Genomic DNA, 12,551 nt, shown 5'->3' with positions numbered 1-12,551 from the left:
TTTCCCGGGAAAGTGCGAGGTTTCCTCCCGCACTTTCCCGGGAAAGTGCGACGCTCGCCGGTCAGGCGGCCTTGCGGGTGCGCAGCACTTCCAGTGCCTTGTCGGCGTGCACGCCCATGCGCAGCTCGCTCTTGATCACCTCGAGGACGCGGCGGTCCGTGTCGATGACGAACGTGTGCCTGCGAGTGAGCAGCGGGCCGAACTTCCGCCGCACCCCGAACGCGTCGGCCACCGTGCCGTCCGGGTCCGACAGCAGGGGGAAGTCGAAGCCGTGCGTGCTGGCGAACTGCTCCTGCTTGTCCACCGCGTCCGGACTGATCCCGATCCGGTGCGCGCCGACCTCGGCGAACTCCGCCGCGAGGTCGCGGAAGTGGCAGCTCTCGGCCGTGCAGCCGGTGGTCATCGCAGCTGGGTAGAAGAACAGCACCACCGGGCCGGTCTCCAGGAACTCCGTCAGCGACCGCCGCTGTCCCTTCTCGTCGGAGAGCGTGAAGTCCTCGACGAGATCACCCTGCTTCATGAACGTGTCCTTTCGATCGGCTGCTGCCCATCGTGCCTCACCGGGGCCGGACCAGGGTCAGTTGGCGTGCCGTTCGATCAGTTCGTCGATGTCGTCGCCGGTGGCGGACTCGGCGACGAACGCGCCACGGGCGGCGATGACACCCAGTCCGCGCAGCCGTTCGGCGTGCTCGGCGGTCCGCACGCCCTCCGCGCCGATCCGCAGGCCCAGCTCGCGGCCGCGGGCGATCAGGTGGCGCAGATGGCGGGCCGCGACCTCGTCCTGGTCCTCCGCGAGTGCGTCGACGACGTGGCCGCTCAGGATGATGTGCTGGACCGGCAAGCGGTGTGAGGTGATCAGTTCGAGGTCCGCGGTTCCGGTGACGGTCAGCACCATCGTCGCGCCGAGATCGGCGAGTATCGCCAGCGAGTCGACGACCTCGCCGCGCGGGTCGAGGACCGAGGTTCCGTCGGTGCACAGCCGCAGTGCCTTGCCCGGCAGCTGATTGCGATCCAGCTGCTCCTTGACCAGCAGGACCAGGTCCGGATCGATCGCGAGCCGGTTGGGCAGCCGCACGCAGACATCGGGCGCGGCGTCGCCGAAGCGTTCCCGCCAGCGCGCCGTGGCGGCCAGCGACTCGGTGAGCAGCCACTTGCCCAGCGGGATGGTCATACCGGTGATCGCGGCCAGTGGATAGAACTCGTCGGAGTCGAGCTCACCCATCTCCGGGTGGTTCCACCGCAGGCCCGCGTTGACCGCGGCGATCCGGTTCGGCTCGTTCAGCTTCACGGTCGGCTGGTAGATGAGGGAGAACTCGCCGTTCTCCAGCGCTCCCGCGATCACCGCGCCGAGCCGGTACCGGCTGCGATCCCGCGCGTCGAGCTCCGGATCGAACAGCATCCACTGCGCCTTGCCCGCCTCCTTGGCCCGGTGCAGCGCGATCTCGGCGGCGCGCAGCAGTTCGCCGCGGGCGTCCGACGCCGGCTTGACCACGATTCCGGCGCTCGCGCTGACCCCGATGCCCTGGCCCTCCAGATAGATGGGTTCGCCGAGTTCCTCGAGGGCCTCCTCGACCATGGCGATGATGTCGGTCGGTGTGAAGTGGCCGTGCATCAGCACCGCGAACCCGTCGCCGGTGAGGCGGGCGACGAAGGCGTCGTGCCGGGTGAACACCGAGGCGAGCTTGCCCGCCACCTTGCGCAGCACCTGATCGCCCACGCCCGCGCCGAGGCCGTCGTTGATCACCTTGAAGCCGTCGATGTCGAGGTAGACCAGACCGAGTTGCTCGTCCGCGCCGACCGACAGCGTGGTCTCCAGCTTCGCGTCGAACTGTGAGGCGTTGGGCAGCCCGGTCAGTGGGTCGTGCAGGTTCTGGTGCCGCAGGGTCTCCTGCAGCAGGTGGACCTCGTTGACGTCCTCGATCATCAGCACCGGAAAGACCGTGCCCTCGCCGTCGCCCGGCAGCCGGGCGAGCGTGACGTGTACCCACAGTGGACCGTCGGTGTGTTCCAGCTTTATCCGTTCCCTGAAGCGGGACACCTCGTGGTCCGCCAGTTCGGCCACGCCGTCGCGCAGGGACTCGACATCGCGTTCCGTGGCGCCCAGGCCCGGAATGGACAGGCCACGCAGGGTCTCGGCCTTCCGGCCGAGTATCCGGACGAGCGCCGGGTTCGTCTCCACGATGACCCCGCCGGGGTCGGCGAGGGCGATGCCCACCGGTGATGCGGAGTACAGGGCGGTGAACCGCAGCACCGCCGCGTCCCGGACACGTTCGTAGCGCTCGTGGACGTCACGGGCGACATCGAGCAGTATCGATTCCAGTTCTTTCGAGGGAAGCGATACTCCTTTCGTGTCTGCCAGTGTGTTCGCCCACCGCTGGGCGATCTCCACCAGCCCTGGTTCCGCACCAGGTTCAGGCACAGTCCACCTCTTCATGCCAGAGCGAAGGCCAGCTCAGCCCGCGGATGCGGGCCGCCCGCCGAGCAACGGGTCCAAGCTAGCCGAGAGCCCTGCAACGGCATCACGCATTACCCTGCGTGTCTACCGGCTGAAAGGGTGATCATCTGTGCATCGGTGAGCACTCTCTGTGGTTATTGATCGGCCGGTCCAGGGTGGAATTCATCGAGGACTGAGCCGAACCGGTAAACCGTCCACCGGAACGGGCAGCGACACGTAATCCCAGCGCACCTCGTAACTCTCCGGCACCGTCCAGCGGAACGTCCGCAGCATCTCATGCAGGAGTGCCTTGACCTCCAGTGTGCCGAAATGCAGGCCGATGCACTTGTGCGCGCCGCCGCCGAACGGCATCCAGGCGAAGCGGTGGGACTTGTCCTCCCTGCGTTCCGCCGAGAACCGTTCCGGATCGAATCGGTGCGGCTCGGTCCAGTACTCGGGGAGGAAGTGATTGGCCGTGGGGGAGACGCCGACGAGTGTGCCCTCGGGCAGGAAGTGCCCGAGCACCTCGGTGTCGCGCACCGTCTTGCGAGCCATGGTGGGCACGGGCGCCACCAGTCGCAGTGCCTCCTTGATCACCAGGTCGAGCGTGTGCAGTTGCTCGAGAGCCTCGATGTCGGGAACGTCCTCGCCGAGAGCCAGCGACTCCGCGCGGGCCCTTTCCTGCCACTCGGGATGTTTGGCCAGGTAGTACGCCACGGCCGTGCTGGTGATCGTGCTGGTGTCGTGGGCGGCCATCATCAGGAAGATCATGTGGTTGACGACATCGGCGTCGTCGAACCGCTCGCCGTCCTCGGTGGACGCCTGGCACAGCGCGGCGAACAGGTCGTCCCCGCCGCCCGCACGTTTCGCCGGGAGGTTGCCGCCGAAGTAGTTCTCCAGCACCCTGCGTCCGGCGAGGCCCGCCGACCACCGGCCGCCCGGCACGGGGTAGCGCACGAGCGCCGTACCCGCTCGTACCGAGTTCACAAAGGCGCGGTTGATCCGCTGTGCCTCGGCGCTGCCGCCGTCGCCCGGCATGCCCATGAAGACCCGGGTCGCGACGTCCAGGGTGAGCTGTTTGAGCGACCAGTACAGGCGGGGGTTCGGCTTGCCCGCCCAGGCGGTGACCCCCGACCGCAGGGCCGGTCCCATCTGGTCCACATAGCCACGCAGCCGGTCCCGGCTGAAGGCCTGCTGCATGATCCGGCGGTGCATGTGGTGCTCGCCGAAGTCCAGCAGCATCAGACCGCGGTGGAAGAACTTCTCGATGAAGAACTCCCAGCCGGCCTGCGAGAACGCCTTGTCCTTGTTGACCAGTGCTATCTGGGTGGCGTCCGGACCGGACAGGGTCACGATCCGCTTGCCGAAGGCGCCCATCCAGGAGACGGGGCCGTAGTCGTCGTACCGCCGCAGTGCGTATTCGACGCCGAAGCGCATGAAGTCGAGGGAGTGACCGATGAGTGGAGCGCCCGCGTCCCCGAGCACCGGCTTGAGGCCGCTGCCCGCGGGCGGCGTGGCCAGTTCGCGGACCGGCCACCGCTTCTCGAGCAGCCGCTGGTCCACGGCCCTGGGCAGCGGAATCGCGGTGAGTGGCGGCATGCGCTCGCGCAGCGCTCCGGTCATCTTGCCGACGGCGGTCGTCATGGTGGTCCTCTCCTCGTCGAGAGCAGTACCGGCTCCTACCGTCCCGCACTATTGGCACTCTGACAAGAGGGGGCCGCCTCCGGACTTCCTGATGCTCATGGGGCAGGACGGAGATCGGGGCCTTCCCGGCGGCAAGCCGAACTGGGGACCTGCAGGCCGGGCGGCGCTTGATCGTGTTCTGAAGGGCGTCTGACGCAGGATTCTCCGAACTGTCGTGGTCATCGCCTACCGTGTCGGACGTGAACGAGGACGGTTGGCTGACAGACACGCGAACCTCCTACGACACAGTCGCGGTCAGCTATGCCGACCAGATGCGCGGCGCCGTGGCCGAACAGCCGTACTTGCGGGCAGCCCTGGCGTTGTTCGCCGACATGGTGCGTACCGCCGGCGGCGGTTCCGTGGCGGACGTGGGCTGCGGGCCGGGGCACGTCACCGCTCACTTGCACGAACTGGGTATCGACGCGTTCGGAATCGACCTTTCACCAGTCATGATCGATGTGGCCCTGCGCGACCATCCCGGGCTGCGGTTCGAGGTGGGCTCGATGACGGACCTGGCCCTTGCCGACGGCTCGATTACCGGCTTGCTCGCGTGGTGGTCGTTGATTCATGTCCCCGACGAAGCGGTTTCCACGGCTCTCGCGCACTTCCGCCGGGCGTTACGTCCTGGCGGACTGCTGGCGCTCGGCTTCCACGTCGGCAACGAATCGCGGCTGAAGACGCAAGGCTATGGCGGCCACCCGATGAAGGTGCACGTCCACCGTCGCCAGCCTGGTCAAGTGGCAGCCTGGCTGCGCGAATCCGGACTCACTGTCGAGGCCCAGCTGCTGCTGGCCCCGGAGGAGGATGTTCCACAAGCCATCCTTTTCGCACGCCGTCAGCCCTGATCTCGGAGCACAGCGTCCGGGGCCACCGAGATCGACGGGCGTTGTGCCGCGCGCCGATCTCGGTGGCCCGCGTTCCATGTCAGTCCCAGTCGAGGGCGCCGCCGGACTGGTACTCGATGACCCTGGTCTCGAAGAAGTTCTTCTCCTTCTTCAGATCCATCGCCTCCGACATCCAGGGGAAGGGGTTCTCCTCCTGCCCGAAGATCGGGGCGAGGCCGATCTGCTGTGCCCTGCGGTCGGTGATGAAGTGCATGTACTGCTCACAGAGCGCGGCCGAGAGCCCGAGCATGCCGCGCGGCATGGTGTCGCGGGCGTAGGCGACCTCGAGCTCGCAGGCCTCGATCAGCATGCCGCGCACCTCGTCCTGGAACTCCTGTGTCCACAGGTGCGGGTTCTCGATCTTGATCTGGTTGATGCAGTCGATGCCGAAGTTCAGGTGGATCGACTCGTCGCGCAGGATGTACTGGTACTGCTCGGCGATGCCCACCATCTTGTTGCGCCTGCCGAGGGAGAGGATCTGCACGAAGCCCGTGTAGAACCACATGCCCTCGAAGATCACGTAGAACGCGACGAGGTCCCGCAGGAAGTTCTGGTCGGCCTCTGTCGTGCCGGTCTCGAACTCCGGGTTCTCCAGGTTCTGCGTGTACTTCAGCGCCCACGCGTCCTTGTCCGCGATCGAGGGCACCTCGCGGTACATGTTGAACAGCTCGCCCTCGACCAGGCCGAGGCTTTCGCAGATGTACTGGAAGGTGTGCGTGTGCACGGCCTCCTCGAACGCCTGGCGCAACAGGTACTGCCTGCACTCGGGGTTGGTGATGTGCCGGTACACCGCGAGCACGATGTTGTTGGCCACCAGTGACTCCGCCGTGGCGAAGAAGCCGAGGTTGCGCTTGAGCATCAGGCGCTCGTCCTCGGTCAGGCCGTCGGCCGACTTCCACAGCGCGATGTCGGCCTGCATGGCGACCTCGGTGGGCATCCAGTGGTTGTTGCAGCCCGCGAGGTACTTCTCCCAGGCCCAGCCGTACTTCAGCGGCAGGAGCTGGTTGACGTCCGCGCGGGCGTTGATCATCGCCTTGTCGTCGACGCTGACCCGCTGGGCCCCGCGCTCGATCGCGCCGAGGCCGGTGGCGTCGAGGGACTTCGGCGTTTCCAGGTTGGTCATGGGAGTCCGTTCCGGGTCGTGAGTGTTGCCTGTCCGCTGCGGCCGATCGTCACTGGCAGGCCTCGCAGTCCGGATCGTCGATCCGGCAGGCCGCACCGTCGGTCGCGGAGAAGTCCACGTCGACGTCCGGTGCGGGAGCGGGAGCAGGGGAGGGCGCGGGAGCCGCGGCGGGTACGGCGGCGGGCGGGGGCGTGGCCGAGACGGCGTTGAGCTTGCCGTCGGTGCCGCGCAGGGTGCTTTTCTCCACGTGCGTGGCCGACTGCGCCCGCAGGTAGTACGTGGTCTTCAGACCCTTGTGCCAGGCGTACCGGTAGAGCTCGTCGAGCTTGCGCCCGCTCGGCGCGGCGATGTACAGGTTGAGTGACTGCGCCTGGTCGATCCACTTCTGCCTGCGGGACGCGGCGTCCACCAGCCAGCGGCTGTCCACCTCGAAGGCCGTGGCGAAGAGGGCCTTCAGGTCCTCGGGCACCCGGTCGATCTCGCCGAGGCTGCCGTCGAAGTACTTCAGATCCGACACCATGACCTCGTCCCAGAGACCGCGCGCCTTGAGGCTCGCGACCAGATGCGGGTTCACCACGGTGAAGTCACCGGACATGTTCGACTTGACGAACAGGTTGCGGAACTGCGGCTCGATCGACTGACCGACACCGCAGATGTTGGAGATGGTCGCGGTGGGCGCGATCGCCATCACGTTGGAGTTGCGCATCCCACTGGAGCGCACCCGCCCGCGCAGGGTCTCCCAGTCCAGAGTGGACGACGTGTCGACGTCGAGGGCGTCGCCCTTGCGCGCGTCGGCGAGCAGCGCCAGCGAGTCGATCGGGAGAATGCCCTTGCTCCACAGCGATCCCTCGAAGGAGGCGTACTGTCCGCGCTCCTCGGCCAGTTCGACGGAAGCCGTGATCGCCTGGTAGCTGATGTGCTCCATGCTCCGGTCGGCGAACTCGACGGCCGCCTCGCTCGCCAGGGCGATGCCCTGCTCGAACAGGGCGTCCTGGAAGCCCATCAGGCCGAGCCCGATCGGCCGGTGCCGCAGGTTGGACCTGCGAGCCTCGGGGATCGTGTAGAAGTTGATGTCGATCACGTTGTCGAGCATCCGCACCGCGGTCTTCACGGTGCGCGCCAGCAGTTCGGTGTCCAGCCCGGCCGGGGTCACGTGCTTGAGCAGGTTGACCGAGCCGAGGTTGCAGACCGCGACCTCTTCGGTGCTGGTGTTCAGTGTGATCTCGGTGCAGAGGTTGGACGAGTGCACGACACCGGTGTGCTGCTGCGGCGAACGCAGGTTGCACGGGTCCTTGAAGGTGATCCACGGGTGCCCGGTCTCGAACAGCATGGTCAGCATGCGTCGCCACAGGTCCACCGCGCGCACGGTCCGCGCGACCTTGATCTCGCCGCGCTCGGCCATCGCCTCGTACTCGCGATACCGCTCGGCGAACGCGTTGCCGTAGAGGTCGTGCAGGTCCGGTGTCTCGTCGGGGGAGAAGAGGGTCCAGTGCGAGTTGGCTTCGACCCTGCGCAGGAACTCGTCGGGCACCCAGTTCGCGGTGTTCATGTCGTGGGTGCGCCTGCGGTCGTCACCGGTGTTCTTGCGCAGGTCGAGGAATTCCTCGATGTCGATGTGCCAGGTCTCCAGGTACGCGCACGCCGCGCCCTTGCGCTTGCCGCCCTGGTTCACCGCGACCGCGGTGTCGTTGGCGATCTTCAGGAACGGCACGACGCCCTGTGACTGGCCGTTGGTGCCCTTGATGTGCGCGCCGAGTCCGCGTACCGGGGTCCAGTCGTTTCCGAGGCCGCCCGAGTACTTCGCGAGCAGCGCGTTGTTCTTGTAAGCCTGGAAGATCGAGTCCAGATCATCGTCCACTGTGGTCAGAAAGCAGGACGAGAGCTGCGGCCGGGTGGTGCCGGAGTTGAACAGGGTGGGGGTGGAGGCCATGAAGTGGAACGAGGACAGCAGCTCATAGAACTCGATGGCACGAGCTTCCCGGTCGTCCTCCCGGATGGCCAGGCCCATCGCGACGCGCATGAAGAACGCCTGCGGCAGCTCGAACCGGATGCCGTCGTGGTGCAGGAAGTAGCGGTCGTACAGGGTCTGCAGGCCGAGGAAGCCGAAGTCGAGGTCACGCTCGGGGCGGATCGCCGCGGTGATGCGGTCCAGGTCGAAGGCGGCGAGTTCGGGGTCGAGGTGCTCCAGTTCGACGGCCCGGTGCACGTAGTCGCGGAAGTAGTCGCCGTATCCGGTGGCCATTTCGCTCTGGTTCGCCAGGCGGGTTCCGCCCGCGAGATAGCTCAGTGCCTCGGCGCGGAGCTTGTCCAGCAGCAGCCGCGCGCTGACGTAGGAGTAGTTGGGCTCCTGCTCGACGAGTGTGCGGGCGGCCATGATCTGCGCCAGCGCCAGCTCGTCCATGCTGATGCCGTCGTAGAGGTTGCGCCGGGTCTCGGTCAGCACCGGGTCTGCCGAAACGTCGGCGAGTCCGGCGACGGCCTCACCGACCACGTGCGCGACGCGGTCCCAGTCCAGCGGCGACAGCGTTCCGTCCGTGGCGCGGACGTGGATCTCGGCCTCGCCGGAACCGGTCTGCGCCTCCTCGGCGGCCCTGGCGCGGGAGTGCTCCTCGCGGTAGAGCACGTAGGCGCGGGCGACCTTGTGGTGCTCGCCGCGCATGAGTGCGAGCTCGACCTGGTCCTGGATCTGCTCGATGTGCAGCGTGACCGGCTCGCCGCCGGAGTGCCGGAGCAGCGAGGACTCGACCTGCGCGGTGAGTTCGGCGACCAGGTGGTGCACGCGTGAGGAGGCCGCGGCGTCGTCGCCCTCGACCGCGAGAAACGCCTTGGTCATCGCCACCGAGATCTTGCTCGCGTCGAACGGCGACACACTGCCGTCGCGCCGGATGACCCGTACGGATCCGGTGTTCGTGTCCGGGGCGGACGGCGGTCGCTGACTGGTCTCCAAGGACATGCCTGACTCCAAGAGGGCGCGTCGGATCTCACATCCCGGCGGGACCGGGATGCTCTGCTGCACGAATGTCACCGGCGCCGGGAGCCGCCACCCCGCGCGGTAGGTCGGCGGTCCAGAGGAGGACTCGCGACCCACTCCCACGCACCACCGGACGAGGTGTTCTGACTCCCGGCCCGCGGGTGACGGCGATTCGTCGCCGGCCCGCGTGCTGTCGGTGTCCAGAGCCTACATGTTGTGGTTCTTCTCTGCACGGGACCCAATATGATGGCGTGTCGTTGTGTGAATAGCCACAGAGTCAGCCGCTGTCAGTCACCGTTCGCCGGCGCCAGCGATCACCTGGATGACGCCGGAGCGCTGGTCGGGACGCGGTCCGTCGCGACCCCCACGCGGTACCGCTCCAGATCGAAACGGCGGGTCCTGCGACGGTACTCGGCCGTGCGGCCGGGCCAGTTGGCGACCACCCTTCCGTGGGCGTTGCGGTACCAGCTGCTGCACCGCGTCCACACGGACCTGGCGAGCCGGTCCTGGACCTCGGCGTCCCAGTGCCGCTCGCTCTCCGGCAGGACGTCGACATAGCGCCCCGGGTGTTCGCGGAGCCCCCGCACTGCGTCGCGGATGTAGCGCGCCTGGCTCTCGAGCATGTAGATGATCGAGTTGCCGCCGAGGTTCGTGTTCGGTCCGTACACCAGGAACAGGTTGGGAAAGCGGGGGACGGTGATCCCCAGGTAGGCCCGGGCGCCCTTGTCCCACGTGCTGGACAGGGTGATGCCGCCGAGCCCGGTGACGTCGACCGAGTCGAGCAGGTCGTCGGTGCGGAACCCGGTTCCGTAGATGATGACGTCCACCGGGTACTCCGTGCCGTCCGCGGCCCGGACGCCGTTCTCGGTGATCTCGCTGACCGGCGCCGTCACCAGATCGACGTTGGGCCGGGCGATCGCGGGCAGGTAGTCGTTGCTGAACAACACCCGCTTGCAGCCGATCTCGTAGTCGGGGGTCAGCGCGTCGCGCAGTCGTGGGTCGGACACCTGGCTGCGCAGGTGCCGCATCGCCTGCAGGCGGAACAGCGGGGTCAGCCGCTGCCAGCGGGTGAGGCACTGCTGGGCGAACTCCGCGTAGAGCCAGAAGGACAGCCGATCGAGGGACTGCAGCACGGGCAGCCGCCGGAACGCGGCGTGGTGCCGTGGCGTGTAGGCGTGGTCTCGCTTCGGCATGATGTACTGCGCCGAACGCTGGAACACCGTGAGCCGCGCGACCTCGGGCTGGATCTCCGGTACGAACTGGATCGCGCTGGCGCCGGTGCCGATCACCGCGACCCGCTTGCCCGCGAGCCGCTGGGCATGATCCCACCGGGCGGAGTGGAACGCGGTGCCCCGGAACCGCTCGACGCCGGGCACGTTCGGCAGCGCGGGCCTGGAGAGCTGGCCGACGGCCGGGATGAAGGCCGCGGCACTGTACTCCTGGCCGTGCGCGGTGCGGATCAGCCAACGGGCGGTGGTCGCGTCGAACGTCGCGGACGTGACCTCGCTCTGGAACCGGATGTGTTGGACCACACCGTGCTTGCGTGCTGTCCGGTCCAAATAGGATTGGATGTCGCGGTGGCCCGCGTAGCGGCGGGGCCAGCGCAGGTTGCGTTCGAAGGAGAACGAGTACAGCGGGGAGGGAACGTCACAGCCCGCGCCGGGATAGGTGTTCTCCCGCCAGACCCCGCCGAGGTCCGTGGCCTGCTCCAGCACCACGAAGTCGAGAATGCCCGCCCTGCGCAGTTCGATCGCCATCGCGATCCCGCCGAACCCGGCACCGACGATCACGGCGGTGGTGTGGACGGGTTCAGTGGGGGACTGCAGGGTCATCGATACCTCCGCCGGACGGGCTCTGCGTGCCGCGGACGTCCTGTCCGCGATCTGTATCGGGACACTAGAGCCGCCCGGTCCGGTGGGCCATCCCGGAGGCGGACAGGTTATCGAGATTTCCGGCCAGCGGCCGGAGTCAGCCACCGAAGCGCAACCGGAAGTCCCGAGCGTGCAGGTTGAGCAACGGAGTGCGCCCGGCGAGGTAGCCGAGCGGGCCGTCCGGATTGATGTTCCAGTTCGCGCTCGCCGCGCGGGGCAGGGCACGGGAGCGGACCGGGCTGCGCCGGATCGAGTCGCCGACCCGCTGGGCGATGGTGAAGGAGCCGGCCATCGGGACCGGCGGGCCGCCCCGGACGGTGAACGCAGCTGTCGCGATCCAGTCCTGCGGGGTGGACGCCGTGGCAGTGAAACTCCGTCCGTGCCGGAAGTCGAAGTCGGCGAGGTCCTTCGGGATGCCCCACAGCTGCCGCCCTCCGGCCAGCGACACCTCGCTGTCGACCCAGATCTCGGTGATCGTCGCCGTCGCGGTGAGTCCGCCACGGATGGCCACGGCTGCCAGCAGTTCGTGATAGGCCAGCTGGCCGTGGTCCTGATAGTCGATCCACGCGGTGGTGACAACGGCGCGGCCGGCGACGGTCAGCGGCTGGACGCCCGCGGGAAGGCGCGGCAGTTCGCCCACCGGTACCTGCCATGCGGACAGGAACCCCTGCCCCGCGAGATGCCAGGGTTCCGGCGGGTATTCGGGGCCGCTCACGTCTCCTCCTCGTGCCGGTTCTCGCCTGCCCACGGCAGGTAGCCGGGAATGTCCTCCGGTACCCGCAGTGTCCACTCCGGCGGCCGCTTCTGCAGGAACGAGACGACACCCTCGACCGAGTCGGCGTTGCTGGTGAGCCCGCCGATCAGCTTGGAGTCCAGTGCGTGCACCGGTAGTGGCGAGTCCAGCGCCGACATGCGGTAGAGCAGCTGGCGGGTCACGGCAACCGAGACGGGCGCGGTGGTGTCGATGATCTCCCTGGCCAGCTCGTAGGCCCGGTCCAGCAGTTCCGCGCGCGGGTGCAGTCGGTGCACCAGGCCTGCACCGGCCGCCTCCTCCGCGTCGAAGACCCGGCCGCTGATCATCCAGTCCATCGCGGTACCGAGTCCCACGAGCCGGGGCAGGAACCAGGCGGACGCCCCCTCCGGATAGATCCCGCGACGGACGAAGACGAAGCCGAACCGGGCGTCGGTCGACGCGAGCCGGTAGTCGGCGGACAGGGTGATCGTGATGCCACCGCCGATGGCGGCGCCCGCGATCGCGGCGATGACGGGTTTGTTCATCAGGAAGATCCGTTTGGAGCAGCGTCCGGCCGGCTCCTGCCAGTGCTCGCCGGGGCCCTGCTCGGCGTCGAAGTCGAACCCGCCCTGCGACAGGTCCGCACCGACGGAGAAGTCCTTGCCCGCGCCGGTGAGGACGACGACCCGCACGTCGGAGTCCGCGTCCGCCCGGTCGAGGGCGTCGGCGAGCTCGTCGGACATGGTGATCGTGTAGCCGTTGTGTGCCTCGGGCCGGTTGAGCGTGACCGTCGCGATCCGGTCGACAACCGAATAGGTGATCTCGCTGTACTCGCTCGTCTCGCTCACGCGT

General features: G+C 67.9%; 9 protein-coding genes. 1 reads left to right on the top strand and 8 read right to left on the bottom strand.

Translation table 11 applies throughout. The features are described from left to right. Positions 1-61 precede the first annotated feature (61 nt). The 3 genes from BM199_RS11895 to BM199_RS11885 all read right to left on the bottom strand — a co-directional run bounded on the left by BM199_RS11895 (position 62) and on the right by BM199_RS11885 (position 4,078). Positions 62-520 (bottom strand): peroxiredoxin, encoded by a 459-nt coding sequence (locus BM199_RS11895; RefSeq protein ID WP_091672900.1) that lies wholly within the window; start codon positions 518-520, stop codon positions 62-64. Between the two features lie 57 nt (positions 521-577). Continuing rightward, positions 578-2,383 carry a diguanylate cyclase domain-containing protein gene (locus BM199_RS11890; RefSeq protein WP_091673208.1) on the bottom strand — a complete coding sequence of 602 codons (1,806 nt, stop codon included), beginning with the start codon at positions 2,381-2,383 and terminating at the stop codon, positions 578-580. A gap of 234 nt (positions 2,384-2,617) precedes the next feature. Continuing rightward, entirely contained in the window at positions 2,618-4,078 is a 1,461-nt protein-coding gene (locus BM199_RS11885; RefSeq protein ID WP_091672897.1) for a cytochrome P450, read from the bottom strand. A gap of 239 nt (positions 4,079-4,317) precedes the next feature. Here BM199_RS11885 and BM199_RS11875 point away from each other — a divergent pair, with 239 nt between their 5' ends. Further along, positions 4,318-4,962, top strand: coding sequence for a class I SAM-dependent DNA methyltransferase (locus BM199_RS11875; protein WP_091673206.1), 645 nt, complete (start codon positions 4,318-4,320; stop codon positions 4,960-4,962). Positions 4,963-5,041: 79 nt separating this feature from the next. On the opposite strand, the gene BM199_RS11870 is transcribed toward BM199_RS11875, so the two are convergent. From BM199_RS11870 to BM199_RS11850, 5 genes are all read right to left on the bottom strand, one after another. Next, on the bottom strand, positions 5,042-6,124 hold the full coding sequence (locus BM199_RS11870; protein WP_091672892.1) for a ribonucleotide-diphosphate reductase subunit beta: 1,083 nt from the start codon (positions 6,122-6,124) through the stop codon (positions 5,042-5,044). A 49-nt stretch (positions 6,125-6,173) separates the two neighbouring features. Continuing rightward, a complete protein-coding gene (locus BM199_RS11865; protein ID WP_091672890.1) occupies positions 6,174-9,077 on the bottom strand; it encodes a ribonucleoside-diphosphate reductase subunit alpha in 2,904 nt (967 codons plus the stop codon). 332 nt (positions 9,078-9,409) lie between these two features. Continuing rightward, a complete protein-coding gene (locus tag BM199_RS11860) occupies positions 9,410-10,927 on the bottom strand; it encodes a flavin-containing monooxygenase (RefSeq protein ID WP_091672887.1) in 1,518 nt (505 codons plus the stop codon). Positions 10,928-11,063: 136 nt separating this feature from the next. Then, complete coding sequence (locus BM199_RS11855; protein ID WP_091672884.1) at positions 11,064-11,681, bottom strand: acetoacetate decarboxylase family protein; 618 nt, start codon at positions 11,679-11,681, stop codon at positions 11,064-11,066. Continuing rightward, positions 11,678-12,547, bottom strand: coding sequence for an enoyl-CoA hydratase-related protein (locus tag BM199_RS11850; protein WP_091672880.1), 870 nt, complete (start codon positions 12,545-12,547; stop codon positions 11,678-11,680). The genes BM199_RS11855 and BM199_RS11850 overlap by 4 nt, the downstream gene beginning before the upstream one ends. Between the last annotated feature and the right edge of the window lie 4 nt (positions 12,548-12,551).

This window comes from Amycolatopsis marina, assembly GCF_900111885.1.
Taxonomy (GTDB): domain Bacteria; phylum Actinomycetota; class Actinomycetes; order Mycobacteriales; family Pseudonocardiaceae; genus Amycolatopsis; species Amycolatopsis marina.
The sequence above is the reverse complement of the archived record's forward strand: the minus strand, read 5'-3'. Positions and strand labels throughout refer to the sequence as shown.

Coding starts and splice junctions, on each gene's coding strand:
- BM199_RS11895 (WP_091672900.1), bottom strand. CDS start 520: ATGAAGCAGGGTGATCTCGTCGAGGACTTCACGCTCTCCGACGAGAAG.
- BM199_RS11885 (WP_091672897.1), bottom strand. CDS start 4,078: ATGACGACCGCCGTCGGCAAGATGACCGGAGCGCTGCGCGAGCGCATG.
- BM199_RS11870 (WP_091672892.1), bottom strand. CDS start 6,124: ATGACCAACCTGGAAACGCCGAAGTCCCTCGACGCCACCGGCCTCGGC.
- BM199_RS11865 (WP_091672890.1), bottom strand. CDS start 9,077: ATGTCCTTGGAGACCAGTCAGCGACCGCCGTCCGCCCCGGACACGAAC.
- BM199_RS11860 (WP_091672887.1), bottom strand. CDS start 10,927: ATGACCCTGCAGTCCCCCACTGAACCCGTCCACACCACCGCCGTGATC.